Genomic DNA, 25,028 nt, shown 5'->3' with positions numbered 1-25,028 from the left:
GCCCCATGCTCGAGGTCCGGGACCTCGTCGTGTCCTACGGCAAGATCAAGGCCGTCAAGGGCATCAGCTTCAGCGTCGACGAGGGCGAGGTCGTCAGCCTCATCGGCACGAACGGTGCGGGCAAGACCACGACGCTGCGGACGATCTCCGGCCTGCTGCGCCCGACGAGCGGTTCGATCCGCTTCCAGGGCAAGCGGATCGACTCGGTCGCCGCGCACGAGATCGTCACCCTCGGGCTGGCGCACTCCCCCGAGGGTCGACGGATCTTCCCGCGCCTCACCGTCGAGCAGAACCTGCTCCTCGGCGCGTTCGCGCGCCGGGACAACGACGTCCGCACGGACCTGCAGGCGGCCTACGACCTCTTCCCGATCCTCGGGGAGCGCAAGTCGCAGGCGGCCGGCACGTTCTCCGGTGGTGAGCAGCAGATGCTCGCGATGGGCCGCGCCATGATGAGCCGCCCGAAGCTGCTCATGCTCGACGAGCCGTCGATGGGCCTGTCGCCGCTCATGATGAAGACGGTCATGTCGACGGTGACGACGCTGCAGGAGCAGGGCACGACGATCCTGCTCGTCGAGCAGAACGCCCAGGCCGCGCTCAAGCGGGCAACGAAGGGCTACGTCCTCGAGGTCGGGCAGATCGTCCTGTCCGGCTCGGGGCGTGAGCTGCTCGAGAGCGACGACGTCCGTAAGGCCTACCTCGGCGAAGACTGAGGCCCAGGGCCACGGCGACCGATGCATCGATGCTCGAGCGAGCCACGCATGGGTGCATCGGTCGGAAATCGATGGCTCGCTCGAGCCCGTGCGAGGTCGGTATGCCGGTCGGCTGCGGCATACCGACCTCGTTGCGGTATGCCGTCAGGCGGACTTGCGCTGCTGGCTCGTCTTGCGTGGTGACGACTTCCGGGGCTTCGCCTGGGCGGTGGCGGCTTTGGTGGAGCCGGACTTCTTGGCCGCGCCCTTCGCCGCGCCCTTCGTCGATCCACCAGGTGCCCCAGCACTCTTCGAGTTGGCACCCTTGGCACGGCTCGTCGACGCCGTGGAGGCGGCGCTCTTCTTCGCGGCGGGCTTGGCCGTCGCCGTGGTCTGAGGGGCGGACGACTTCGCCGCTGCCGCCGTCTTCTTCTTCGGGGGGCGTGAAGTCGTACGCGCGGTCTTGGCGAGGATCGGGCCGAGGAACCGGCCGGTGTGGCTGTCCGGGTTCTGGGCCACCTCCTCGGGCGTGCCCGTCGCGACGATGGTGCCGCCCTTGTTGCCGCCCTCGGGGCCGAGGTCGACGATCCAGTCGGCGCTCTTGATGACGTCGAGGTTGTGCTCGATGACGAGGACGGTGTTGCCCTTGTCGACGAGCCCCTGGAGGACACCGAGGAGCTTGCGGATGTCCTCGAAGTGCAGGCCGGTCGTCGGCTCGTCGAGGACGTAGATCGTCCGGCCGGTCGAGCGCTTCTGCAGCTCCGCGGCGAGCTTGACGCGCTGGGCCTCGCCACCGGAGAGGGTCGGCGCCGGCTGCCCGAGCCGGACGTAGCCGAGCCCGACCTCGTTGAGCGTCTTCATGTGCCGGGCGATGGCGGGCACGGCCTCGAAGAACTCGGCGGCCTCCTCGATCGGCATGTCGAGGACGTCGGCGATCGTCTTGCCCTTGAAGTGCACCTCGAGCGTCTCGCGGTTGTAGCGGGCGCCGTGGCACACCTCGCACGGGACGTAGACGTCCGGCAGGAAGTTCATCTCGATCTTGATCGTGCCGTCGCCCGAGCAGGCGTCGCAGCGACCGCCCTTGACGTTGAACGAGAACCGGCCCGGCTGGTAGCCGCGGACCTTGGCCTCGGTCGTCGTCGCGAAGAGCTTGCGGATCGCGTCGAACACACCGGTGTAGGTCGCCGGGTTCGACCGCGGGGTGCGGCCGATCGGGCTCTGGTCGACGTGGACGACCTTGTCGAGGTGCTCCAGGCCGGTGACGGTCCGGTGCCGCCCCGGCACGTGCCGGGCGCCGTTGAGCTTGTTGGCGAGGACGTTGTAGAGGATGTCGTTGACGAGGGTCGACTTGCCCGACCCGGAGACGCCGGTGACGGCGACGAGGTTGCCGAGGGGGAAGCTCGCGCTGACGTCGTGCAGGTTGTGCTCGCGCGCGCCGACGACGGTGACCTCGCGTCCCTCCTCCTGGGGCCGGCGCACGGCCGGGACCGGAATCTCCTCTCGACCGGAGAGGTACTTGCCAGTGAGTGAGGTCTCGTGGGTCAGCAGGTCGGCGACCGGGCCGGAGTGCACGACCTTGCCGCCGTGCTCGCCCGCTCCGGGGCCGATGTCGACGACCCAGTCGGCCGTCGCGATGGTGTCCTCGTCGTGCTCGACGACGATGAGGGTGTTGCCGAGGTCGCGGAGCCGGGTCAGGGTCTCGATGAGCCGGTGGTTGTCGCGCTGGTGTAGCCCGATGCTCGGCTCGTCGAGGACGTAGAGGACGCCGACGAGGCCGGAGCCGATCTGGGTGGCGAGCCGGATGCGCTGCGCCTCACCACCGGAGAGCGTGCCGGCCGGCCGGTCGAGCGAGAGGTAGTCGAGGCCGACGTCGAGGAGGAACCCGAGGCGGGCCTCGATCTCCTTGATGACCCGCTCGGCGATCTGCGCCTCGCGCACGGAGAAGTCGACGCCGTCGAGGAAGCGCGCCGACTCCGAGATCGGCAGCGCGCAGACGTCGGCGATGCTCTTGCCGCCGACGAGGACGGCGAGCGACTCCGGCCGCAGCCGGCTGCCGTTGCAGGCCGGGCAGGGCACCTCGCGCATGTAGCCCTCGTAGCGCTCCCGGCTCCAGTCGGAGTCGGTCTCGGCGTGCCGCCGCTTGACGAACGGGATCGCGCCCTCGAAGCCGGTCGTGTACGACCGCTCGCGCCCGAACCGGTTGCGGTAGCGGACGTGGACCTTGTGCTTGTGCCCGTGGAGCAGGGCCTGCTTGGCGCGCTCCGGCAGGGCCCGCCACGGCACGTCCATCCCGAACTTCATCTCGTCGGCGAGGGCCCCGACGACGCGCTGGAAGTACTCCGACGCGCCACTGCCCGACGCCCACGGCGCGATGGCGCCCTGGGCGAGCGTCAGCTCGTCGTTGGGGACGACGAGCTCGGCGTCGACCTCGAGCTCGGTGCCGAGGCCGGTGCAGACCGGGCAGGCGCCGAACGGGCTGTTGAACGAGAACGAGCGCGGCTCGATCTCGTCGATCGCGATCGGGTGGTCGTTGGGGCAGGCCATCTTCTCGGAGAACCGGCGCTCCCGCGGCAGCCCGTGCGGGTTCTCCTCGGACACCTCGTCACCCGCGCCCTCGGGCACGTCGACGAACTCGATGACGACGACGCCACCGGCGAGCCCGAGTGCGGTCTCGACCGAGTCGGTGAGCCGGCGCTTCGACGAGGCGTCGTCCTTGCCCTTGGCGACGAGGCGGTCGACGACGACGTCGATGGTGTGCTTGACCTGCTTCTCGAGCTTGGGCGGATCGGTCAGTGACACGACCTCACCGTCGACCCGGGCCCGCGCGAAGCCCTTGGACTGCAGCTCGGCGAAGAGGTCGACGTACTCGCCCTTGCGGGCGCGCACCACCGGCGCGAGCACCTGGAACCGGGTGCGCTCGGGCAGCTCGAGGAGCCGGTCGACGATCTGCTGCGGGCTCTGCCGGGTGATCGGCTCGCCACAGATCGGGCAGTGCGGCCGACCCGCCCGCGCGAAGAGCAGGCGCAGGTAGTCGTAGACCTCGGTGATCGTGCCGACGGTCGAGCGCGGGTTGCGGTTCGTCGACTTCTGGTCGATCGAGACGGCCGGCGACAGGCCCTCGATGAAGTCGACGTCGGGCTTGTCCATCTGCCCGAGGAACTGCCGCGCATACGCCGACAGGGACTCGACGTAGCGCCGCTGCCCCTCCGCGAAGATCGTGTCGAAGGCCAGCGAGGACTTGCCGGACCCCGACAGGCCCGTGAAGACGACGAGCGAGTCACGGGGCAGCTCGACGGAGACGTCCTTGAGGTTGTGCTCTCGGGCGCCTCGGACGACGAGGTGGTCGTGGCCGGCGCTGCCGGTGCGGCGGGCAGGCGAAGATGTCGCGGCAGAAGTCACGGTCCCCATGCTAGGTCGGGCCACCGACAGCCACCTCCGCCGCCGGTTCGGGGCCTAGGGTCGGACCGTGGGATCTCGGTCACGAGCCGGCCGCGCCGTCGCGGCCACGGCCCTCGCGGGGGTGCTGGCCGCCGCCTGCTCACCGGCGGCCGAGTCCCCGCCTGAGCCCACCGCCGGGGCCGGCGAGCCGCTGGCCTGGACCGCCGTCGCCCTCCCCGCCGGCCTCTCCCCCGTCACCCTCGCCACCGCCTCGCGCGCGGCCGACGGTGACACCGTCGTCGTCGGTGCCATCGCCCCCGAAGGTCAGCGGGTCCGTCCGAGGATCCTCGCCGGCCCCTCCGCAGACACCCTGCGCGAGGTCCCGGTCACCCCGCGCTCGCCCTACGGCTTCGAGGCACGGTGGTTCCAGCTCGCCGTCCGCGGCGACCGCATCGAGGCGGTGAGCGGCGCCCGCGGCGGCGCGCACGCGAACTACCGCTGGCAGACCTGGTCCGGCTCGCTCAGCGGGGTGGCCGAGCAGGAGCAGCCGTTCGGTGTCTTCGGCAGCTACGGGGCGGGAGACCTCGTGGGCGTTGCGTATGCCGGTGCGTCGCCTGTCGTGCTCGGCGCCTGGCAGAGCGAGTCCACCGGGCTCGACATCGCCACCTGGACCAAGACGGGCGACCGGTGGGCCCGGCAGCCCTCGACCGGCACGGCCCTCGGCAGCACCCCTGAGGCGCTCCTCGACGCCCGCGCCATCGTCCCCCGGGGCGAGGGCCTCCTCCTCGCTGGCTCGGTGACCGGGCTGACCGACGGCTCGGTCACGGTCACGCCCTCCACGTGGTCCTCTCCCGGGCCCAGTGGTCCCTGGACGCGGCAAGACCTCCCCCGGATGGGCGACTCCGGCATCTCCGTCGCGCAGGCCGCCACGTGCGACGCCACTGAGTGCGTCCTCGCGGGCACGACGGAGGGGAAGCTGACGATGTGGCAGCTCACGACGGACACCGCGAGCCAGCCACCCGGCATACCCCCGATCACCGTGCCCGAGAAGGCAGCACCGCCGGCACCGCTGACGGTCGGCGACGACCTCCTGCTCGTCACGGCGACCGACACGGGCAGTGTCGTGCTGCGAGGCCGCGGTGACGCGTGGACCACGACACCGGGACCGGACGGCATACCCGTCTCTGCGGTGCTGCACGACGGCGAGCTGTGGGTGGTCACGTCCGACGGCGCGGACCGCGGCGCACTGTGGCGGGCGCGCGTAACGTGACGACCGTGACCGACCTCCTCGCCGCCATCGACGACCAGACGACGCGTCTCGTCGCCGACGCCCGCGAGCTCGCCGCGCCCGGCGACCTCGGCGCGGACAGCCTGTGTGCCGGCTGGAGCCGGGACCACGTCCTGAACCACGTCGCCCGCAACGCCGATGCCCTCGTGCGGCTCGTGCGCGCCGCTGTCGACGGGACCGGCGAGACGATGTACGACTCCCCCGAGGGTCGTGACGCCGACATCGACGAGGGTGTGGGGCGACCGCTCGGCGAGGTCGTCGGCGACGTCGAGACGACGGCCGCGGCGCTCGCACCCGAGCTCGCGCGCCTCCGTGACGAGCATGCCGACATCGTCCTCGAGCGCACCCCCGGCGGGCCGACATTCACGGCCGGCATGCTGCCCTTCCTCCGACTGCGCGAGGTCGTCTACCACCACGTCGACCTCGCGAGCGACTTCGGGTTCGGCGACCTCGACGGTGCCCTGCAGGTGCTCTTCATCGAGAACGAGCTCAAGCGGCAGAAGGGCGCTCCCGTGGCGCCCTCGATGACGATCCGTAGCGACGAGGGCGACATCTGGTCCATCGGGGACGCCGACGCCCACGTCACCGGTTCGCGCGCCGGCATCCTCACCTGGCTCGCCCGCCAGGACCCGTCCGGCGTGCGGGCCGACACCCTCCCCGAGCTCACGAAGGGACTCTGAGCATGACGAACCCCGACACCGACGGCGGCAGCGGCACCGACGACTACACCGGCTCCGTCACCCCGGGCGGCGACACGGACGTACGCGAGCTCGACGATCTCGTCATCCGCAAGATCGCCGTCTCGGACATGTCGAACAACGTCTACCTGCTCACCTGCCGCCGCACCGGCGAGCAGCTGCTCATCGACGCCGCCGACGACCCCACGCGCATCGCCGCCCTTGTCCGCGAGGGCAGCGGCAGCCTCGACGCGCTCGTGACGACACATCAGCACTGGGACCACGTCCGTGCGCTGAAGGACGTCGTCGACGCGTTCCACCCTCGCACCCATGCCGGAGCCGACGACGCCGACGCCCTCCCGGTACGGCCCGACGTCCGCCTCGCCCACGGCGACACGGTCCGGTTCGGTGAGGTCGAGCTCGACGTCGTGCACCTGCGCGGACACACCCCCGGGTCGGTGGCGTTGGCGTATGCCGACCCCTCGCCGGGAGGTCGCACGCACCTCTTCACGGGCGACTCGCTTTTCCCCGGCGGCATCGGCAACACGAAGAACCCGGGCCAGAGCTTCGACTCGCTCATCGAGGACGTCACGACGCGCGTCTTCGACGTCTACGACGACGACACGTGGGTCTATCCCGGCCACGGCGACGACACCACCCTCGGCGTCGAGCGGCCACATCTCGGCGAGTGGCGCGAGCGCGGCTGGTGACCCGGGCGGCTCTACCCTGACCGGGTGAGCCGCCGCCCCTCGACCGTCCCCGCGCCGCTGCTCGTCCTCGCGGGCATCGTCTCGGTCCAGTTCGGCGGGGCGCTCGCGGCGACGCTCGTGCCCGAGATCGGCGCCGGCGGGTCGGTCGTCATGCGGCTGCTCTTCGCGACGGTCATCCTGCTCGCGATCGCGCGACCGCGCTGGCGCGGACACTCGCGTCGGGCGTGGGCCACGGTCGTCGCGTTCGGTGTCGCGCTCGGGCTGATGAACTTCGCGTTCTACGGCTCTCTCGCGCACCTCGACATCGGCGTCGCCGTGACGATCGAGTTCCTCGGACCGCTGCTGCTCGCTGCCGCCCTGTCCCGCCGCGCCCTCGACCTTGTCGCGGTGCTCGTGGCCGGCATCGGCGTGCTGCTCATCTCGGAGGCGTTCTCCGTCCCGCTCGACGAGCTCAGCTGGACCGGGCTGGGACTGGCCGCGACCGCGGGAGCCTGCTGGGCGGCATACATCATCCTCTCGGGACGCACCGGCGCCGAGTTCGACAAGCTCGAGGGCCTCGCCCTCGCCATGGTCGTGGCGACCGTGGTGACCCTGCCGTTCGGGGTGGCGTCGGTGCCGCAGTGGGACGGGTCGGTCCTCGCGCGCGGGCTCGGGATCGCGCTGCTGTCCTCGGTGCTGCCCTACTCGCTCGAGCTCGTCGCGCTGCGGCGGCTGTCGGCGCAGGTGTTCGGGATCCTGCTCAGCCTCGAGCCGGCGGTTGCCGCGTTGGCGGGGCTGCTCATCCTCGGGCAGCGGCTCCAGCCCATGCAGCTCGTCGGCATGGCCTGCGTCGTCACCGCCTCGGCGATCGTGCTCGGCCTCGGAGCGCGCAAGGACCCCGCCGAGTCGACGGGGTCCTGACGCCCGCCGGCCGTCGTGGCCGGCGTCGTTCGTGGCGTATGCCGGGTGCGCGCCTCAGCCGTGCGACGCGCCCTCGCGGGCCTCCCTGCGGGACTTCCACAGGCTGGCGATGGTCGTGATGCCGAGGATGACGACGATGGCGCCGAGCGACACGGCGATCGGGATCTCCGGGACCTTGAAGCCCTCGCCGTTGTTGAGGAACGGCAGGTTGTTCTCGTGCAGGGCGTGCAGGATGAGCTTGACGCCGATGAAGGCGAGCAGCACGGCCAGGCCGAGGCTGAGGTAGACGAGCTTCTGCAGCAGGCCGCCGATGAGGAAGTACAGCTGCCGCAGACCCATGAGGGCGAACAGGTTCGCGGTGAGGACGAGGTAGGGCTCGCGGGTCAGGCCGTAGATCGCGGGGATCGAGTCGAGCGCGAAGAGCAGGTCGGTCGTGCCGAGGGCCGCGACGACGATGAACAGCGGCGTGATGACGCGCTTGCCGTTCTCCTTCGTGATGAGCTTGGTGCTCCACTCCTTCGTCGACGGGAAGGTCCGCTCGACCCACCGCATGAAGGCGTTCTCCTCGTACTCCTCGTCGTGAGACTCCCCCTCCTTGGCGAGCTTGATGGCCGTGTAGATGAGGAACGCGCCGAAGATGTAGAAGACCCAGGCGAAGTTGTTGATCGCCGCCGCGCCCACCGCGATGAAGATGCCGCGCAGCACGATGGCGATGATGATGCCCCACATGAGGGCGGTCTGCTGGAACTTCTCCGGAACCCCGAACCTCGCCATGATGAGCAGGAAGATGAAGAGGTTGTCGATGGAGAGCGAGTACTCCGTCAGCCAGCCGGCATAGAACTCACCGGCGAGCTGGCTGCCGTGGCTCATCCAGACCCAGATGCCGAAGGCGATCGCCGCGCCCACGTAGAACGTCAGCGCCACGCTGAGCTCGCGCGTCGTCGGGCGGTGCGGCCGCCGCGCGATCATGATGACGTCGAAGATGAGGATCGCGGCGGCGATACCGATCGTGAGGTACCACTGCCACGGCTGCACGTTCATCGACGCGGTCGCGGTGGCGAGGTTGGGCAGTGCGTGCACGCGGACAACCTTTCACGGTTGGGGTCAACGGATGGCCCGGAGGTCTCTCCCACCCGGAACGAGTCGCGCTGCCGGGCCGGCTCCCCGGGCCCGGACGAGCTGGACCGTGATGACGAGGACACCGCGTGAGGTGGGGATACTCCCCTCCGCAATCGCTGATTCTGTCACGCGAACGGCACGATGGCGCAATCAGCGATTGCGGAGTGGGCCCGCCCTCCGCATGGCGCTCCGCGCATTGACTCAATCAACCACTGCGGAGTGGGCCCGCCCTCCGCTCGGCACGGCTTCGCTCGTGAGATGAACTCCTGAGTCGCGGAGTGGGCCCGCCCTCCGCTCGGACAGCCGACTTATTGCGCACAGTTCGCATGCGAGCCCCAGCGAGCATGCGAACTGTGCGCAATAAGTCGCCAGAAGCGGTCGGTGAGCCGGGCGCGGGCGAAGGCGATGGCGAAGGCGGACGGGACGGTCACCTCTCGGCATAGGGTCGAGGATGTGCTCACTCGTCGCGTGGTGCTCGCCCTTCCGGCGGCCACGCTCGCGGCGTGCAGCACCCCGGACTCCCCCGAACCAGTGCAGGAGGGCAACCCGATGCGACTCACCTATGGCGACGACCCGAGCCAGTTCGGCGAGCTCACCCGCCCCGACGGCCCGAGCAAGGGCGTCGTCGTCGTCATCCACGGCGGCTTCTGGAAGGCGGAGTACGACCTTGAGCTCGGCCGTCCCCTCGCCGCCAGCCTCGCCGAGAACGGCTGGACCGCCTGGAACATCGAGTACCGCCGCGTCGGCAACGGCGGTGGCGTCCCGCAGACCCTCGACGACATCCACGCCGCCATCGACCGGCTCGCCTCCGTCGACGGCCTCGACCTCTCCACGGTGATCACCCTCGGGCACTCCGCGGGCGGTCACCTCGCGGTGTGGGCCGCCGGGCGCGGCCGGTATGCCGCGTGGTCCGACCCCACGGTGCCCGTCACCGGAGCGGTGTCGCAGGCCGGGGTGCTCGACCTCGTCGCCGCGGACCATGAGGACCTCGGCAGCGGCGCGGCCCAGGCGTTCGTCGGGCACGCCGTCACCGACGCCGACGCCGCCGTCGACCCGCGACAGCAGGTACCGCTCGAGGTCCCCGTCCGCTGCATCCACGGCCGCAGCGACGACACCGTGCCGCTGAGCCAGTCGACGGACTACGTCGAGGCGGCGACCGCGGAGGGCGCCGACGCCACGGTCGAGCTCGTCAACGGTGACCACTTCGTCGTCATCGACACCACGAGCGAGGTCTGGGCACGCCAGCTCGAGCTCCTCGACGGCCTCGCCGCCGCGAACGGCTGACGGGCGGACCCGACGCGCCCGTCGGTGTCGCGGGCCTGGCCTGGGCCGTCAGGCCGGGACCTTCCGCTCCGCGGCGAGGTCCGGGTGCGTCAACCCCCACGTCACGAGTCGCGCGGCGCCACGACCGACGCGCACGCCCACCTGCTCGTGGACGAGGTCCGGCCCCGGCAGGTGCAGCATCGTGCGCGCCCACGAGGGCAGCAGGCCGACAGCACCCGCGGCCAACGGGGCGTACCCGAGGCGCGACACCGCATCGAGGGGCGGGTGCCGCAACAGGAAGTCGGCCGCGTCGAGCGCCGCGGCGGTCGTCTCGAGCTCGGGACGGAACGTCTCGATGACCGCGTCCAGCTCGGCCACGGTCTGCGGAGGGTTGACCACGCCGAGGCGAGCGGCGATCTCACCGGTCTGGGCTACATACGTGTCCGCCTCGGCCGATCCGAGCGGACGCACCGCGAACCGCTGGAAGCAGGTGAGGAAGCTGTCGGTCTCCGCCGCGTGGACCCACGCGAGCAGGTGCGGGTCACTCGCGGCATACGGACGACCCTGCTCGTCCTCACCGACGACGCGGCGGTGGATGCCGCGGACCCTGGCGATGAGCCGCTCGGCGTCCGGGGCGGGCGCGTACGTGGTCGTCGCGATGAAGGTGCTCGTGCGCTGCAGCCGTCCCCACGGGTCGCCACGGAAGCCCGAGTGCCCGGCCACCCCGGCCATCGCAAGCGGGTGGAGGGACTGCAGGAGCAGCGCGCGGATGCCCGCGACGAACATCGAGCCGTCACCGTGGACCCGCCAGATCGGGTCGCCCTCGCGGAACCAGCGCTCCCCCGGCGCACCCCAGATGCGCGCCGACCGCTCCACCGGGTCGGACCCGGCCACCCGCGATCGCAGGGCGTTGCCGACACCCTTGCGCACCGGCCCCAGGACCCCACTGACGACGTCGACGGCGCTCATGACGCACCGTCCGGGCGCTGCGCCCGAGGCAGCTTTGCGACGACGAGCTCGTACGAGGTGTCGACGGCCTCGAACAGCACGTCGTCGGGGATCGCGCCGGTCAGCGACAGCGTGTTCCAGCCGTGGCGACCGATGTAGGGCATGACGGTCGCGTCGTCCGGGAACTCCTCCAGCCACTCGTCGGCCTCCGCGCGCGACCCGAGCTTGACGCCGACGCCGTCGCGGCCGAGGAAGGCGAAGATCTTCTCGCCGACCTTCGCGACGTGGTCGCCCTCCCAGGGCTGGTCCGCCCAGGCGCCTGGCTTGCCGAGGGCGTGTGCCGCGAGGTCGTCCGGGGTCATCGCGCGCCCGTCTCCTCGGTGCAGGACCACCCGGCCCCATGACTGCGGCTCACTTCGTCGCCTCGGTCATCTGGCGCAGCTCCTTCTTGAGGTCCCCGATCTCGTCACGCAGCCGCGCGGCGAGCTCGAAGTGCAGGTCGGCCGCAGCCTGGTGCATCTGCGTGGACAGCTCCTGGATGAGGTTGGCGAGGTCGCCCGCGGCCATCTCGCCGAGCCGGTCCGCGCCCACCGTCACCGCGTCGGCGGCCAGCGCCCCGCGGCCACCGCGCCCACCGTCGGCCTTGCCGCGGGACACGGCCCGACCGGACCCGAGCAACGACTCGGTGTCGGCGTCCTCGCGCTCGAGCATGTCGGTGATGTCGGCGATCTTCTTGCGCAGCGGCTGCGGGTCGATGCCGCGCTCGGTGTTGTAGGCGATCTGCTTCTCGCGGCGGCGTGCGGTCTCGTCGACCGCCTCCTGCATCGAGGGGGTGACCGTGTCGGCATACATGTGCACCTGCCCGGAGACGTTGCGCGCGGCACGGCCGATCGTCTGGATGAGTGAACGCGTCGACCGGAGGAAGCCCTCCTTGTCCGCGTCGAGGATCGACACGAGCGAGACCTCGGGCAGGTCGAGACCCTCGCGCAGCAGGTTGATGCCGACGAGGACGTCGTACTCCCCCAGCCGCAGCTCGCGCAGCAGCTCGACGCGGCGGAGGGTGTCGATGTCGGAGTGCAGGTAGCGAACCCGCACACCCTTGTCGAGGAGGTAGTCGGTGAGGTCCTCGGCCATCTTCTTCGTCAGCGTCGTGACGAGGACCCGCTCGTCACGCTTGGTCCGCTCGTTGATCTCGTGGAGCAGGTCGTCGATCTGGCCCTTCGTCGGCTTGAGGACGACCTCGGGGTCGACGAGACCGGTCGGGCGGATGATCTGCTCGACGACGCCGTCGCTCTTGGCCAGCTCGTAGGCGCCCGGGGTCGCCGAGAGGTAGACCGTCTGTCCGATCCGCTCGAGGAACTCCTCCCACTTCAGCGGGCGGTTGTCCATGGCCGACGGGAGCCGGAAGCCGTGCTCGACAAGGGTGCGCTTGCGGGACATGTCACCCTCGTACATCGCACCGATCTGCGGGACGGTGACATGGGACTCGTCGATGACGAGGAGGAAGTCCTCGGGGAAGTAGTCGAGGAGGCAGTTCGGTGCCGAGCCGGGCAGGCGCCCGTCGAGGTGCATCGAGTAGTTCTCGATGCCGGAGCACGACCCGACCTGGCGCATCATCTCGATGTCGTAGGTCGTGCGCATCCGCAACCGCTGGGCCTCGAGCATCTGGCCCTGCCCCTCGAGGACCTTGAGCCGGTCGGCGAGCTCGAGCTCGATGCCGTGGATCGCGCGCTCCATCCGCTCGGGTCCCGCGACGTAGTGCGACGCGGGGAAGACGTACATCTCGCTCTCCTCGCGCACCACCTCGCCGGTGAGCGGGTGCAGCGTGTAGAGCTTGTCGATCTCGTCGCCGAAGAACTCGATGCGCACGGCGAGCTCCTCGTACATCGGGATGATCTCGACCGTGTCGCCGCGCACCCGGAACGTGCCGCGGGTGAAGGCCAGATCGTTGCGCGTGTACTGCATCTGGACGAACCGGCGCAGCAGGTCGTCGCGGTCGAGCTCGTCCCCGACGCGCAGCGGGACCATCTTGTCGACGTACTCCTGCGGCGTGCCGAGACCGTAGATGCACGACACGGACGCGACGACGATGACGTCACGGCGGGTGAGCAGCGAGTTCGTCGCGGAGTGCCGCAGCCGCTCGACCTCGTCGTTGATCGAGGAGTCCTTCTCGATGTAGGTGTCCGTCTGCGGGACATAGGCCTCGGGCTGGTAGTAGTCGTAGTAGCTGACGAAGTACTCGACCGCGTTGTGCGGGAGCAGCTCGCGGAACTCGTTGGCGAGCTGCGCGGCGAGCGTCTTGTTCGGCGCCATGACGAGCGTGGGGCGCTGCACCTGCTCGACGAGCCAGGCCGTCGTCGCCGACTTGCCGGTGCCGGTCGCGCCGAGGAGCACGACGTCCTGCTCGCCGCGGTTGATCCGCTCGGCGAGGGCCTTGATCGCCGCCGGCTGGTCACCGGCGGGCTCGAACTCCGACTCGACCCGGAAGGGTGCGACGGTGCGCTTGAGGTCGGTGGTGGGACGCATACCCACAACGGTATGCCGTGCCACCGACAGCCGCCGCCGTGGTCGCCTTGCGAGGTGGTCCAACCACCGCCCACGGGTGAGACGGGCGAGCGGACGCGGCAACCCTCGCGTTGACTGGACCGGTGGACCACGGCACCGCGACGACCCAGGGCGTGACGGCACGTCACTGGCTCATGCTCGCCGTGAGCACGCTCGCCCAGGCCGCGTCGGCCGTCGTCGTCCACGGCCCGCCCTTCCTCATCCCGGCCCTCACCGACCGAGCCACCGGCCCCGGGCTCAGCCTCCCCGAGGCCGGTCTCGTGGCCGCCGCTCCGATGGTCGGCGTGCTCCTCACCCTCGTCGCGTGGGGTCTCGTCGTCGACCGGCGCGGGGAACGGTTCGCCCTGGTCACCGGGCTCGCCGGCACGACCGTCGCGACCGCAGTGGCAGCACTCGGGGACGGACCCTGGTGGTGGTTCGGCTGGCTCGTCCTCGCCGGCGCCTTCGCCGCCTCGGCCAACGCCGCGAGCGGCCGGGTCGTCGTCGGGTGGTTCCCCGCGCACCGCCGCGGCACCGCGATGGGGATCCGGCAGATGGCTCAGCCCCTCGGCGTCGGCATCGGCGCCGCCACCCTCGCGGTCGCCGCCGAGAGATTCGGCATCCGCACGGCCATCGCCCTGCCCGCTCTCGTCGCTTTCGTCGCGCTGGTCGCCGTCGCCGTCATCGTCGCCGACCCACCGCGCCCGGACCGCGCGACCGTCGCCGTGACCAACCCGTATGCCGCGGACCGCTTCCTCGCGCGCGTGCACCTCGTCTCCGTCCTCCTCGTCGTCCCCCAGTTCCTCGTGTGGTCCTATGCACTGGCCTGGCTCGTCACCGACCGCGGCTGGAGCGCGGGTGCCGCCGGCGCGCTCGTCGCGGTGGCCCAGCTCGTCGGTGCCTTCTCCCGCATCGCGGCGGGTGCCCTGTCGGACCGGGTCGGCAGCCGGATGCGCCCGCTGCGCTGGGTCGCGCTCTGCGTGGTCGTCCTCATGCTCGGGCTCGGCCTGACGGCGACCCTCGGGTCCCCTCTCGCCGTGGCCCTCCTCGTCGCCGCGACCGGCGCCACCGTCGCCGACAACGGGCTCGCGTTCACGGCGGTCGCCGAGCGGGCCGGGCCGTTCTGGTCCGGGCGCGCGCTCGGCATCCAGAACTCCGGCCAGTACCTCGTCGCCGCCTTCGTGCCGCCCGTCGCCGGCGCGCTCATCGCCCGCAGCGGGTATGCCGTCGCGTTCGCCTCCGCGGCCGCGTTCGCCGCTGCCGCATTGCCCCTCGTGCCCGGGGACCCGCCGGGTGAGCCGACGGACATGCATTAGCCAGTCCGGCCGGACGCGAGGCTGCTCGGACAAGCACGTCGGCCGGCCACCCGCGACCCCATTGCATGTCCGTCGGTCCGCGATGGGGATGACACGATGGGACGGTGACGACGACTCTCCCGAGCCCCCGCACCCCCGACCCTCGCACCGCGCCCGTCCTGCGCTGGGGCATCCTCGCCCCGGGCGGCATCGCCCGCACGATGGCGTCGGCGCTGCGCGCCGAGACCGAGCAGGTCATCCAGGCCGTCGGCTCACGCGACCTCGCCCGAGCGCAAGGGTTCGCGGACGAGTTCGGCGCGCACACGGCATACGGCTCCTACGACGAGCTCGTCGCGGACCCGGACGTCGACATCGTCTATGTCGCCTCGCCGCACTCGGAGCACCGCGAGCACGCGCGGCTCGCGCTCGACGCCGGCAAACCCGTCCTCGTCGAGAAGGCGTTCGCGCGCAACGCCGCCGAGGCGCGCGACATCCTCGACACTGCGCGGGGCCGCGGGCTCTTCGCCATGGAGGCGATGTGGACCCGGTTCCTCCCCGGCACGGACGTCGTGCGCCAGTGCCTCGAGGACGGGCTGCTCGGTGAGGTCGAGAACGTCTTCGCCGACCACGGGCAGCCGCTGCACCCGAACGGGCCGCAGCGGCTCTGGGACCCCGAGCTCGCCGGTGGCGCGCTGCTCGACCTCGGCATCTACCCGGTGTCGTTCGCGAGCTTCGTCCTCGACGGCATCGACTCGGTGACAGCCACCGGGCGGCTCACCGAGGAAGGCGTGGACGCCGAGGAGACGATCGTCGCGACCGGCCGCAACGGCGGCACGGGCATCCTGCACGCGACGATGACCTCGCGCACCCCGACGACGGCGAGCGTCATCGGGACGGCGGGACGGCTCGACCTCGGCGACCCGGACGACCCGACCGGGCGCTGGTACGCCCCGACCGGCATCCGGTTCACGTCCCGGGACGCGCAGGACGTCGCCGTGTGGGAGCCCGAGCAGCGCACCCACGGGCTGCACTTCGAGGCGTGCGAGGCGGCGCGGTGCATCGACGCCGGGCTCACCGAGAGCCCGCTGCTCCCGGCTGCCGAGACGCTGCGGATCATGGAGGTCCTCGACGACGTCCGGTCGCAGGTGGGGGTCCGGTACCCCGGCGAGTGACGGTGACTCAGCCGTCGCCGTCGAGGCGTGCGCCGGTCACTTGCGTGTGGACCGCGTCGAACCACGGCTCCTTCGCGTCGGCGTAGTCCGAGACCCCGAGTCCCCGCCCGAGCAGCTCGTGCTTGAGTGCGGCGTACTCCTCGCGCGCCGCCTCGTCCGACCTCAGCCAGTCGCGGAACCGCAGCGCCCACTCGTAACCCGGTGAGCCGACCTCACGAACGTGGACGTGCGCCGGGCGGCCGGGGTCAGCCGTGCCGTGGAACCGCTTGGGCCACTCGGTCCCGTCCTTGCCGTTGTCGCGGTCGTTGCCCTCGACGCGCGGAAAACCCTTGCGGGACAACGCCTTGACGAAGTCCGGGTCGTCGGCGTCCGCGAGGCTCCTCACCCCGATCTGCAGGTCGATGACGTCCTTCGCGACGAGCCCCGACACCGAGGTCGAGCCGATGTGCTCGACGTCGACGGCCCGCTCCCCCAGGGCCTTCTCGATGCGCGCGACGAGCCGAGCCGCCTGTGCGGGCCAGTCCTCACGTGGCTCGGTCAGCGCGAGCCGGTCGGTGCGAGCGGCCCGTATGCCGTGGAGCAGGTTCTCGTTGAAGGGCTCCAGACGCTCCGCCCAGAGGCGCCGCACCGAGACGTCGAGCTGCTCCGGGGTGCCGTTGTTGTCGAGCCAGACGTCGGCGGCGGCGCGCCGGGCGTCGTCGTCGGCCTGGGCGGCGATGCGGGCGTGGGCGTCCTCCGGCGTCATGCCCCGGTCGCGGACGAGCCGCTCGACCCGCGTCTCGGCGTCGACCCCGACGACGAGGACGAGGTGGTAGTCGGCGCCCATGCCCTTCTCGACGATGAGCGGCATGTCGTGCACGACGATGGCGTCGTCGGGCGCGGCCGCGATGAGATCGGCGGTGCGCGCCCAGATGACCGGGTGGGTGATGCCTTCGAGGTCGGCCAGCGCCTGCGGGTCGGCGAAGACCACGCGACCCAGCGCTGGTCGGTCGAGTGCGCCGTCGGCGCCGAACACGCTGTCCCCGAACCGTTCCCGGATGGCGGCCAGGGCCGGCATACCCGGCTCGACGACCTCGCGCGCGACGGCGTCCGCGTCGACGACGACGGCGCCGAGGTCGCGCAGGGCGCGCGCGACCGTCGACTTGCCCGACCCGATCCCCCCGGTCAGCCCGACCCGCAGCACGACCTCAGGCCTCGTCGGCGAGTCGTGCGGGAAAGCCTCCGGTGGCGATCGGTCCCCAGCGCGTCGGCGTGATGCGCAGGATCGACTTGCCCTGGTCGACCATGGCCTGCCGGTACTCGTCCCAGTCGGGGTGCTCTCCGGAGATGTTGCGGAAGTACTCGACGAGCGGCTCGACCGACTCGGGCGCGTCGAGCACCTCGACGTCGCCGTCGACCTGGACCCACGCGTCGCCGAAGTCGTCCGAGAGCACGAGGACGGTGGCTCGCGGCCGGCGTCGGGCGTTCGCGGTCTTGGCGCGCTCGGGGTAGGTCGAGATGACGATCCGCCCGGCGTCGTCGACTCCGCCGGTGACGGGTGAGCCCTGCGGCCGCCCGTCCGAGCGTTCGGTGAGCAGGATCATGTGGTGTCGCGGACGGACGAACTCGAGCAGCCCGTCGAGGTCGACCTCGGTGTTCGTCGCGATGCTGCGTGCCATGACTCGACCCTAGACGCTCGGCGACAGCCGAGAGGCCCGGCTCCCCCGCAGGGGAACCGGGCCTCTCAGGTGCGCTCACGGCATACGGGCGTATGCCGCTGCGCTCAGTTGCCGGTGAGCTTCTCGCGCAGCGCGGCGAGGGCCTCGTCGGAGGCGAGGGTGCCCTCGTTCGCGGGCGCGGCCGGACGGGCAGCCGCACCCTCGTCCGAGGAGGACGAGCCGGCGGACGAGTCGCTGCTGTACGAGGTCGGGGTGTCGCCACCGGTCGCGGCCTCGGCGTCGGCCTTGGCGGCCTCCTCGACCTGCGTGCGGTGGGCCTCCCAGCGGGCGTGCGCCTCGGCGTACTGCTTCTCCCAGGCCTCGCGCTGCTTCTCGTAGCCCTCGAGCCACTCGTTGGTCTCCGGGTCGAAGCCCTCGGGGTACTTGTAGTTGCCCTGCTCGTCGTACTCGGCGGCCATGCCGTAGAGGGTCGGGTCGAACTCGGTGAGCCCGGCGCCGTCCTCGTTGGCCTGCTTGAGCGAGAGCGAGATGCGACGACGCTCGAGGTCGATGTCGATGACCTTGACGAAGATGTCCTGGCCGACGGTGACGACCTGCTCCGGCAGCTCCACGTGGCGCTCGGCGAGCTCGGAGATGTGGACGAGGCCCTCGATGCCGTCCTCGACGCGCACGAACGCACCGAACGGGACGAGCTTGGTGACCTTGCCCGGCACGACCTGGCCGATGGCGTGGGTGCGGGCGAAGTGCTGCCACGGGTCCTCCTGGGTCGCCTTCAGCGACAGGGAGACACGCTCGCGGTCCATGTCGACGTCGAGCACCTCGACGGTGACCTCGTCGCCGACCTCGACGACCTCACCCGGGTGGTCGATGTGCTTCCAGGACAGCTCGGAGACGTGGACGAGACCGTCGACGCCGCCGAGGTCCACGAACGCACCGAAGTTGACGATGGAGGACACGACGCCGGAGCGGACCTGGCCCTTCTGGAGCTCCTTGAGGAAGGTCGTGCGGACCTCGGACTGCGTCTGCTCGAGCCAGGCGCGGCGCGACAGGACCACGTTGTTGCGGTTCTTGTCGAGCTCGATGATCTTGGCCTCGATCTGCTGGCCGACGTACGGCTGCAGGTCGCGGACCCGGCGCATCTCGACGAGCGAGGCGGGGAGGAAGCCGCGCAGGCCGATGTCGAGGATGAGGCCGCCCTTGACGACCTCGATGACGGTGCCGGTGACGACGCCGTCCTCCTCCTTGACCTTCTCGATGGTGCCCCAGGCGCGCTCGTACTGGGCGCGCTTCTTGGACAGGATGAGGCGGCCTTCCTTGTCCTCCTTCTGGAGGACGAGGGCTTCGACCTCGTCGCCGACGGAGACGACCTCGTTGGGGTCGACGTCGTGCTTGATGGACAGCTCGCGCGAGGGGATGACGCCCTCGGTCTTGTAGCCGATGTCGAGCAGGACCTCGTCGCGGTCGACCTTGACGATGTGGCCTTCGACGATGTCGCCGTCGTTGAAGTCCTTGATCGTGGCGTCGATGGCGGCGAGAAGGTCTTCCTCAGAGCCGATGTCGTTGATGGCGATCTGAGGGGCGGTCGTGTCGACCGTGCTGGCAGTCATGTAGTAGGAACTCCGATGTGGACAGATGGAATCGATGGGATGGTTCTGGACGCGTCGCGTGCCTGCGCAGTGCCCGACGGGCATGCATGAACGCACACGAATGCTCGTCCAGCCTACCGAGCCTGTCTGTGCGTGGTCAAAACGGTCGTATGCCGTCCGCTCCCCTTCGTGACCTGCGCAAAGTCCCGCTGTGGGGGCGCGCGTGACGGGGTCGGTGGGGCGACGTGAGGTCGGCACCCCCGAGACCCAGTCGGCGAACCGCTCGTGGTGGGACGGTGAGGCCGCCGACTACTACGCCGAGCACGGCGCCTTCCTCGGGGACGAGGAGTTCGTCTGGGGGCCGGAGGGCTGGACCGAGGAGCAGCTCGGGCTGCTCTCCGCGACGTCCGACCAGGTGATCCTCGAGATCGGCGCCGGCGCCGGTCAGTGCGCCCGCTGGCTCACCCGCGAGGTGGGGGCGCGCGTCGTCGCGAGCGACCTCTCGGCCGGGATGCTCGCCGTCGGCCGGGACGTGAGCGAGCGGACCGGTGTCGCTCCCCCGCTGCTGCAGTGCGACGCCCTCACCCTCCCCTTCGGTGACGCGGTCTTCGACACGGTCTACACGGCATACGGTGTCGTGCCCTTCGTCGCGGACAGCGCGGCGGTGCTGCGTGAGGTGTCGCGGGTGCTTCGCCCCGGCGGGCGGTTCGTCTTCTCGACGACGCACCCGGTGCGGTGGGCCTTCCCCGACGACCCCGGCGAGGGCGGGCTCGTCGCCCGGCACGGCTACTTCGACCGCACGCCGTACGTCGAGTCGGACGGCTCGGGGCGGGCGACGTATGTCGAGCACCACCGCACGCTGGGCGACCGGGTGCGCGAGGTCGTCGCGGCGGGGCTCGTGCTCGAGGACCTCGTCGAGCCGGAGTGGCCGGCGGACAACACGGCGACGTGGGGCGGCTGGTCGCCGTTGCGCGGCGCGATCCTGCCGGGAACGGCGATCTTCGTCTGCCACAAGCCGGCCAGCTGAGGGCGGGGTGGCGCCCCGGTGGCTGGTTGCAGTCGCCGTGCAGCTCACGACCGGTGGCCCGGACGACTCCCTCCCGCTCCGCCCGAGAAGCCTTGTCGGGTCGAGTGGGCGATTATCGGGTGGCCCGATAATGCTGGGGCGCGGCGCTCGCTTCAGTGGCGCAGGGTCGCGACGTGCTCCTGCCACGCGGCGTACGTCGGCAGCAGCCCACTGTCGCGGGCCGCGGCGAGTGTCGGCGCGGCCTCGTCCTTCGGGGAGAGCGTCGGCGTGATCCCCTCGGGCAGCTCGAGCCCGAGCTCGGGGTCGAGCGGGTGGACGCCGTGCTCGCGCTCGGGGTCGTAGGCCGCGCTGCAGAGGTACATCGCCGTCGTGTCGTCCTCGAGCGCGCAGAAGGCGTGGCCGAGCCCCTCCGTGAGATAGACCGCCCGACGGTCGACGGCGTCGAGCCGCACCGCCTCGACCCGCCCGAACGTCGGCGACCCCACCCGCAGGTCGACGACGTAGTCGACGAGCGAACCGGTCACCGCCGTGACGTACTTCGCCTGCGACGGCGGGATGTCGGCGAAGTGCACACCGCGCACGGTCCCCCGCGAGGACACCGAGATGTTGGTCTGCACGATGTCCGGGCGGTGTCCGAGCTGCTCGGCGAGCCGGTCGCCGCGGAAGGACTCGAGGAAGACGCCGCGCGCGTCGGGGAACTGGCGCGGGGTGACGACGAACGCACCCTCGATCGACAGGGGGACGATGTCCATCAGAAGGCCTCCCGGCCCTGCGCGAGCAGCCCGTGGATGTAGGCCCCGTAGCCGCTCTTGACGAGGGCGTCGCCGAGGGTGCTGAACTGTGCGTCGTCGATCCAGCCCGCGCGCCAGGCGATCTCCTCGACGCAGCCGATCTTGGTGCCTTGTCGCGCTTCGATGAGGTGGACGAACTGGCTCGCGTCCATCAAGCCCTCGAACGTGCCCGTGTCGAACCACGCCGTGCCTCGCGGCAGCACCGTGACGGTGAGGTCGCCGCGCTGGAGGTAGGCGTCGTTGACGCCGGTGATCTCGAGCTCGCCGCGGTCACTGGGCGTGAGGTTGCGCGCGATGTCGATGACGTCGTTGTCGTAGAAGTAGAGGCCGGGTACGGCATAGCTCGACTTCGGCTCGGCCGGCTTCTCCTCGATCGAGATCACGCGCCCGTCGGTGTCGAACTCGACGACGCCGTATGCCGTCGGGTCGCCGACGTGGTGTGCGAAGACGTGTCCGCCGCGGACGTCGGTCAGTGCGCGCAGCGAGCGGCCGAGGCCGGTGCCGTAGAAGATGTTGTCGCCGAGCACGAGGGCGACGCTGTCGTCGCCGATGAAGTCGGCCCCGATGAGGAACGCCTGGGCGAGCCCATCGGGACTGGGCTGGACGGCATACGAGATCTCGATCCCCCACGGCGAGCCGTCCCCGAGAAGCCGCACGAACTGCTCCTGGTCCTGCGGGGTCGTGATGACGAGGATCTCGCGGATGTCCGCCATCATCAGCGTCGCGAGCGGGTAGTAGACCATCGGCTTGTCGTAGATCGGCATGAGCTGCTTGCTGATGCCGCGCGTGATCGGGTGCAGCCGCGTGCCCGAGCCTCCCGCGAGGATGATCCCCTTCATGGCGGCAACCCTAACGATCGCGGGCGGCGGCCGGACGGGGTTGGGCGTCGCTACCCTGAGGCGGTGCGCATCCTCGTCACCGGCGGAGCCGGGTTCATCGGTTCGAACTTCGTCCATCTCACCGTGGCGACGCGGCCGGACGTCGAGGTCACCGTCCTCGACGCGATGACGTATGCCGGCTCGCGCGCCTCGCTCGCGGGCGTCGACGACCGAGTGCGGCTCGTCGAGGGTGACGTGGCGGACGCTTCGGTCGTCGACCCGCTCGTGCGTGAGTCCGACGCGGTCGTGCACTTCGCGGCGGAGTCGCACAACGACAACTCCCTCGACGACCCGTGGCCGTTCGTCCAGACCAACCTCGTGGGGACTTTCACGCTGCTCGAGGCGGTGCGCCGCCACGACGTGCGCTACCACCACATCTCCACCGACGAGGTCTACGGCGACCTCGAGCTCGACGACCCGGCGCGGTTCACCGAGACGACTCCCTACAACCCGTCGTCGCCGTACTCCTCGACCAAGGCGGGGTCGGACCTGCTCGTGCGCGCGTGGGTGCGCTCGTTCGGCGTCGCCGCGACGATCTCGAACTGCTCCAACAACTACGGGCCGCGCCAGCACGTCGAGAAGTTCATCCCCCGCCAGATCACCAACGTCATCGACGGGGTGCGACCCAAGCTCTACGGCGACGGGCTCAACGTGCGCGACTGGATCCACGTCGACGACCACAACCGCGCCGTGTGGACGATCATCGACCGCGGTGCGATCGGCGAGACCTACCTCATCGGCGCCGACGGAGAGGTCGACAACAAGACCGTCGTGCGCGACATCCTCGAGCTCATGGGCCGCGGCGCCGACGACTACGACCATGTCACCGACCGCCCCGGGCACGACCGCCGCTACGCCATCGACTCGACACGGCTGCGCACCGAGCTCGGATGGACGCCGGAGTTCGGCTCGTTCCGGGACGGGCTCGCGGCGACGATCGAGTGGTACCGCGACAACGAGGACTGGTGGCGGCCGATGAAGGCGGCGACCGAGGAGAAGTACGCCGCGACGCAGACCGTGGTCGCGCGCTGATGGCGCGCTGGCTCGTCACCGGCGCTGGCGGGATGCTCGCCGCTGACCTGCTGCCCCGGCTGGAGGCAGCCGGGCACTCCGTGACGGCGCTGGGCCGGGCGGACCTCGACGTGACGTCGGCGGCTGCCTGTGCCGAGGCCGTCGAGGGTCACGACGTTGTCGCGAACCTTGCTGCGTGGACGGCGGTGGACGACGCGGAAACCGCTGAGCCGCAGGCGTTCTCGGTCAACGCCGTGGGGGCGGCTCATCTGGCACGCGCTTCGGCGGCTGTCGGTGCGCGGCTGGTCCACGTGTCGACCGACTACGTCTTCTCCGGGGACTCCGCCGAGCCCTATGGCGAGGACGACCCGGTCGGGCCGCGGACGGCATACGGACGGACGAAGGCGGCCGGCGAGTGGGCTGTGCTTGCCTCGGCACCCGACGCGCTCGTCGTCCGGACGGCCTGGCTCTACGGGGCCGGTGGGCCGAACTTCGCGACGACGATGCAGCGGCTCGCCGGTGAGCGCGAGACCCTGTCCGTCGTCGACGACCAGCGCGGACAGCCGACGTGGACCGCCGACCTCGCGGACGGGATCGTGCGACTCGTCGACGGCGGGGCGGCCGGTGGGGTGTGGCACGGGACGAGTGCCGGCGCGACGACGTGGTTCGGGTTCGCGCGCGCGGTGTTCGAGGAGCTCGGGCTGGACCCGGAACGGGTGCAGCCGACGACTTCGGACGCGTATCCGCGCCCGGCGCAGCGACCGGCGAACTCCGTTCTGTCACATGTGCGCTGGGAGCGCGCGGGCATTGCGGGCCTGCCTGACTGGCGGGACGCGCTGCGGCGTGCAGCACCGACGGTGTTGGGCACCGGAAGAAACTGACGGCGCGAGCTGGTCAGCGGCGGTGCAGGTCCGACCGGCTGCGCGTCGTCGTGTCAGCCGCGAGGTCGTCGGGGTCACCGAAGATGTCATCCGTCGAGTCGTAGGTCTCGCGGCGCCTGGCCGGAACGGTCTCACCGCGGCCCGCCATCCAGGCGACGATCCCGACGGCGAGGCTGACCAGACCGAGGGCGCCGAGAATCCACGGCAGCGTGCCGAGCATCCCGAGTCGGGAGCCGTTGGCCTTCGCGTCCTTGACGTTCTTGGCAACCGTCTCGTCGGTGAAGCCGAAGTCGAGGTCGAGAACGGTCTGCCCGGTGTCGGTCTTGCGGACCTGCTTCTCCCGCTGGTTGATGAACGACCCCGTGACAGGGTCCACCCAGATCGTCTTGTCGCTGCTGTAGGTGCCCTGGATGCCCTTGGCGATCTCGGCCGGCTCGTCCTGCGACACGGCGCGGAACTTGTAGGTCTCGAGGCCGGACACTCGCTCGGTGCCCTCGTAGGTGAGGTCCACCGCACGGCCGAGCAGCCCGTCCCAGTACGGGTAGGTCTTCTTCTCCACGTCGAACGGGAGCTTGTTGACGACCCCCTCGTGGGCCGGGGAGTTCCCGGTGTACTTCGTCTCGTTGACCGAGGTCGCCACTCGGCGGTCGGTCGCGAACCGGTCGGTCGAGGCGTTGACGAGGCGCCGCTGCGGATCCTGCGCGTCGACACAGTCGGGCGCGGTGCCGTCCGGGTCCTTGATGAGGCAGGTGAAGGTGTCGAAGACCACGACGTCACTGTCGGACTTCTCGCCGTCGGCCTTGGTGTAGCTGATGGCCTTGACCGGAGCCGCGTCACCGGTCGGCAGGACGTTGCCCATGCCGCTCAGCCTCGTCTCGGACTTGATGTCCGTCGGCGTGCGCTTGAGCTGGCCGGGCGCCCAGGTCAGGAGGAGGACCGCCGCACACAGCAGGAAGCCCGCCAGGCCGAATGCCAGCGGACCGATGAGACGACGCATTTCACTCCTTCGTGACTGGTGGTGTCGGGCAGTCCCGACCTCGGCGGCCTCCTCGAGGCGCCGGCGAGCTCTCAGGGAGCGTCGTACTGGACGACCTCGGTGTCGCTCGCCGAGGACGAGGACGAGAGAGCGGAGACCGCTGCGAAGATCGCAAAGAGGGCGAGGATGACGCCGACGACGAACGCGACCACACGGTTGACAGCGGGATTCATGGCG

General features: G+C 70.8%; 23 protein-coding genes. 11 read left to right on the top strand and 12 right to left on the bottom strand.

All coding sequences use genetic code 11. From position 1 onward, the window contains the following. Nucleotides 1-5 precede the first annotated feature (5 nt). On the top strand, nt 6-710 hold the full coding sequence (locus BCF74_RS04755; protein WP_245889220.1) for an ABC transporter ATP-binding protein: 705 nt from the start codon (nt 6-8) through the stop codon (nt 708-710). Nucleotides 711-854: 144 nt separating this feature from the next. Here BCF74_RS04755 and uvrA read toward each other — a convergent pair whose 3' ends face one another. Continuing rightward, nucleotides 855-4,097: an excinuclease ABC subunit UvrA gene (gene uvrA / locus BCF74_RS04750; protein WP_106296806.1), complete on the bottom strand. Its 3,243-nt coding sequence runs from the start codon at nt 4,095-4,097 to the stop codon at nt 855-857. 58 nt (nt 4,098-4,155) lie between these two features. Between uvrA and BCF74_RS17265 the strand changes: the two genes are divergently transcribed. From BCF74_RS17265 to BCF74_RS04735, 4 genes are read left to right on the top strand one after another with little or no spacing between them, the layout of a single operon-like run. Then, entirely contained in the window at nt 4,156-5,337 is a 1,182-nt protein-coding gene (locus BCF74_RS17265; RefSeq protein WP_170070132.1) for a hypothetical protein, read from the top strand. 5 nt (nt 5,338-5,342) lie between these two features. Then, nucleotides 5,343-6,035 carry a maleylpyruvate isomerase family mycothiol-dependent enzyme gene (locus tag BCF74_RS04745; RefSeq protein WP_170070131.1) on the top strand — a complete coding sequence of 231 codons (693 nt, stop codon included), beginning with the start codon at nt 5,343-5,345 and terminating at the stop codon, nt 6,033-6,035. Between the two features lie 2 nt (nt 6,036-6,037). Next, nucleotides 6,038-6,742 (top strand): MBL fold metallo-hydrolase, encoded by a 705-nt coding sequence (locus BCF74_RS04740; protein ID WP_106296804.1) that lies wholly within the window; start codon nt 6,038-6,040, stop codon nt 6,740-6,742. A gap of 24 nt (nt 6,743-6,766) precedes the next feature. Beyond that, on the top strand, nt 6,767-7,642 hold the full coding sequence (locus tag BCF74_RS04735) for an EamA family transporter (protein ID WP_106296803.1): 876 nt from the start codon (nt 6,767-6,769) through the stop codon (nt 7,640-7,642). 54 nt (nt 7,643-7,696) lie between these two features. Here BCF74_RS04735 and BCF74_RS04730 read toward each other — a convergent pair whose 3' ends face one another. Then, nucleotides 7,697-8,683 (bottom strand): TerC family protein, encoded by a 987-nt coding sequence (locus BCF74_RS04730; protein ID WP_106296863.1) that lies wholly within the window; start codon nt 8,681-8,683, stop codon nt 7,697-7,699. A gap of 459 nt (nt 8,684-9,142) precedes the next feature. Here BCF74_RS04730 and BCF74_RS04725 point away from each other — a divergent pair, with 459 nt between their 5' ends. Further along, nucleotides 9,143-10,045, top strand: a complete 903-nt coding sequence (locus tag BCF74_RS04725; protein ID WP_245889212.1) for an alpha/beta hydrolase family protein — start codon at nt 9,143-9,145, stop codon at nt 10,043-10,045. Between the two features lie 48 nt (nt 10,046-10,093). Here BCF74_RS04725 and BCF74_RS04720 read toward each other — a convergent pair whose 3' ends face one another. Genes BCF74_RS04720 through uvrB form a run of 3 tightly spaced genes read right to left on the bottom strand, consistent with a single transcriptional unit; the run spans nt 10,094 to nt 13,498 of the window. Beyond that, nucleotides 10,094-10,993 carry an oxygenase MpaB family protein gene (locus BCF74_RS04720; protein ID WP_106296801.1) on the bottom strand — a complete coding sequence of 300 codons (900 nt, stop codon included), beginning with the start codon at nt 10,991-10,993 and terminating at the stop codon, nt 10,094-10,096. After that, entirely contained in the window at nt 10,990-11,334 is a 345-nt protein-coding gene (locus BCF74_RS04715; RefSeq protein WP_106296800.1) for an MmcQ/YjbR family DNA-binding protein, read from the bottom strand. The genes BCF74_RS04720 and BCF74_RS04715 overlap by 4 nt, the downstream gene beginning before the upstream one ends. Nucleotides 11,335-11,383: 49 nt before the next feature. Further along, the gene (gene uvrB / locus BCF74_RS04710; RefSeq protein ID WP_106296799.1) at nt 11,384-13,498 is read right to left on the bottom strand and encodes an excinuclease ABC subunit UvrB; all 2,115 of its coding nucleotides are present in this window, start codon (nt 13,496-13,498) and stop codon (nt 11,384-11,386) included. 122 nt (nt 13,499-13,620) lie between these two features. On the opposite strand from uvrB, the gene BCF74_RS04705 reads away from it, so the two are divergent. Together BCF74_RS04705 and BCF74_RS04700 are read left to right on the top strand one after the other, a co-directional pair. Then, a complete protein-coding gene (locus BCF74_RS04705; RefSeq protein ID WP_245889211.1) occupies nt 13,621-14,832 on the top strand; it encodes an MFS transporter in 1,212 nt (403 codons plus the stop codon). Nucleotides 14,833-14,936: 104 nt separating this feature from the next. Beyond that, nucleotides 14,937-15,983, top strand: a complete 1,047-nt coding sequence (locus BCF74_RS04700) for a Gfo/Idh/MocA family protein (RefSeq protein ID WP_106296798.1) — start codon at nt 14,937-14,939, stop codon at nt 15,981-15,983. Between the two features lie 7 nt (nt 15,984-15,990). Here BCF74_RS04700 and coaE read toward each other — a convergent pair whose 3' ends face one another. From coaE to rpsA, 3 genes are all read right to left on the bottom strand, one after another. Continuing rightward, nucleotides 15,991-17,166: a dephospho-CoA kinase gene (gene coaE / locus BCF74_RS04695; RefSeq protein WP_106296797.1), complete on the bottom strand. Its 1,176-nt coding sequence runs from the start codon at nt 17,164-17,166 to the stop codon at nt 15,991-15,993. 4 nt (nt 17,167-17,170) lie between these two features. Further along, nucleotides 17,171-17,641: a PPOX class F420-dependent oxidoreductase gene (locus tag BCF74_RS04690; protein WP_106296796.1), complete on the bottom strand. Its 471-nt coding sequence runs from the start codon at nt 17,639-17,641 to the stop codon at nt 17,171-17,173. 104 nt (nt 17,642-17,745) lie between these two features. Next, complete coding sequence (rpsA, locus tag BCF74_RS04685) at nt 17,746-19,248, bottom strand: 30S ribosomal protein S1 (protein ID WP_106296795.1); 1,503 nt, start codon at nt 19,246-19,248, stop codon at nt 17,746-17,748. Between the two features lie 202 nt (nt 19,249-19,450). Here rpsA and BCF74_RS04680 point away from each other — a divergent pair, with 202 nt between their 5' ends. Continuing rightward, nucleotides 19,451-20,254 carry a class I SAM-dependent methyltransferase gene (locus tag BCF74_RS04680; protein ID WP_106296794.1) on the top strand — a complete coding sequence of 268 codons (804 nt, stop codon included), beginning with the start codon at nt 19,451-19,453 and terminating at the stop codon, nt 20,252-20,254. Between the two features lie 152 nt (nt 20,255-20,406). On the opposite strand, the gene BCF74_RS04675 is transcribed toward BCF74_RS04680, so the two are convergent. Both BCF74_RS04675 and rfbA read right to left on the bottom strand, forming a co-directional pair. Further along, entirely contained in the window at nt 20,407-21,006 is a 600-nt protein-coding gene (locus BCF74_RS04675) for a dTDP-4-dehydrorhamnose 3,5-epimerase family protein (protein ID WP_106296793.1), read from the bottom strand. Further along, complete coding sequence (rfbA, locus tag BCF74_RS04670) at nt 21,006-21,884, bottom strand: glucose-1-phosphate thymidylyltransferase RfbA (protein WP_106296792.1); 879 nt, start codon at nt 21,882-21,884, stop codon at nt 21,006-21,008. Before rfbA ends, BCF74_RS04675 begins: the two co-directional genes overlap by 1 nt. Nucleotides 21,885-21,947: 63 nt before the next feature. On the opposite strand from rfbA, the gene rfbB reads away from it, so the two are divergent. Continuing rightward, nucleotides 21,948-22,955, top strand: coding sequence for a dTDP-glucose 4,6-dehydratase (rfbB, locus tag BCF74_RS04665; RefSeq protein ID WP_106296791.1), 1,008 nt, complete (start codon nt 21,948-21,950; stop codon nt 22,953-22,955). Then, nucleotides 22,955-23,815 carry a dTDP-4-dehydrorhamnose reductase gene (gene rfbD, locus BCF74_RS04660; protein ID WP_106296790.1) on the top strand — a complete coding sequence of 287 codons (861 nt, stop codon included), beginning with the start codon at nt 22,955-22,957 and terminating at the stop codon, nt 23,813-23,815. Before rfbB ends, rfbD begins: the two co-directional genes overlap by 1 nt. Before the next feature lie 13 nt (nt 23,816-23,828). On the opposite strand, the gene pgfA is transcribed toward rfbD, so the two are convergent. Beyond that, nucleotides 23,829-24,812, bottom strand: a complete 984-nt coding sequence (gene pgfA, locus BCF74_RS04655; RefSeq protein WP_106296789.1) for a cell envelope lipid trafficking protein PgfA — start codon at nt 24,810-24,812, stop codon at nt 23,829-23,831. Between the two features lie 71 nt (nt 24,813-24,883). Continuing rightward, on the bottom strand, nt 24,884-25,024 hold the full coding sequence (locus BCF74_RS17260; RefSeq protein WP_170070130.1) for a hypothetical protein: 141 nt from the start codon (nt 25,022-25,024) through the stop codon (nt 24,884-24,886). Nucleotides 25,025-25,028: the final 4 nt, after the last annotated feature.

Source organism: Knoellia remsis, assembly GCF_003002895.1.
Lineage (GTDB): Bacteria > Actinomycetota > Actinomycetes > Actinomycetales > Dermatophilaceae > Knoellia > Knoellia remsis.
Note: the sequence above shows the minus strand (reverse complement) of the source record. Positions and strands in the feature narration are given on the sequence as shown.

Coding starts and splice junctions, on each gene's coding strand:
- BCF74_RS17260 (WP_170070130.1), bottom strand. CDS start 25,024: ATGAATCCCGCTGTCAACCGTGTGGTCGCGTTCGTCGTCGGCGTCATC.
- rpsA (WP_106296795.1), bottom strand. CDS start 19,248: ATGACTGCCAGCACGGTCGACACGACCGCCCCTCAGATCGCCATCAAC.
- rfbA (WP_106296792.1), bottom strand. CDS start 21,884: ATGAAGGGGATCATCCTCGCGGGAGGCTCGGGCACGCGGCTGCACCCG.
- pgfA (WP_106296789.1), bottom strand. CDS start 24,812: ATGCGTCGTCTCATCGGTCCGCTGGCATTCGGCCTGGCGGGCTTCCTG.
- BCF74_RS04740 (WP_106296804.1), top strand. CDS start 6,038: ATGACGAACCCCGACACCGACGGCGGCAGCGGCACCGACGACTACACC.
- rfbD (WP_106296790.1), top strand. CDS start 22,955: ATGGCGCGCTGGCTCGTCACCGGCGCTGGCGGGATGCTCGCCGCTGAC.
- uvrA (WP_106296806.1), bottom strand. CDS start 4,097: ATGGGGACCGTGACTTCTGCCGCGACATCTTCGCCTGCCCGCCGCACC.
- BCF74_RS04755 (WP_245889220.1), top strand. CDS start 6: ATGCTCGAGGTCCGGGACCTCGTCGTGTCCTACGGCAAGATCAAGGCC.
- BCF74_RS04715 (WP_106296800.1), bottom strand. CDS start 11,334: ATGACCCCGGACGACCTCGCGGCACACGCCCTCGGCAAGCCAGGCGCC.
- BCF74_RS04690 (WP_106296796.1), bottom strand. CDS start 17,641: ATGGCACGCAGCATCGCGACGAACACCGAGGTCGACCTCGACGGGCTG.
- BCF74_RS04675 (WP_106296793.1), bottom strand. CDS start 21,006: ATGGACATCGTCCCCCTGTCGATCGAGGGTGCGTTCGTCGTCACCCCG.
- BCF74_RS04730 (WP_106296863.1), bottom strand. CDS start 8,683: ATGAACGTGCAGCCGTGGCAGTGGTACCTCACGATCGGTATCGCCGCC.
- BCF74_RS04720 (WP_106296801.1), bottom strand. CDS start 10,993: ATGAGCGCCGTCGACGTCGTCAGTGGGGTCCTGGGGCCGGTGCGCAAG.
- uvrB (WP_106296799.1), bottom strand. CDS start 13,498: ATGCGTCCCACCACCGACCTCAAGCGCACCGTCGCACCCTTCCGGGTC.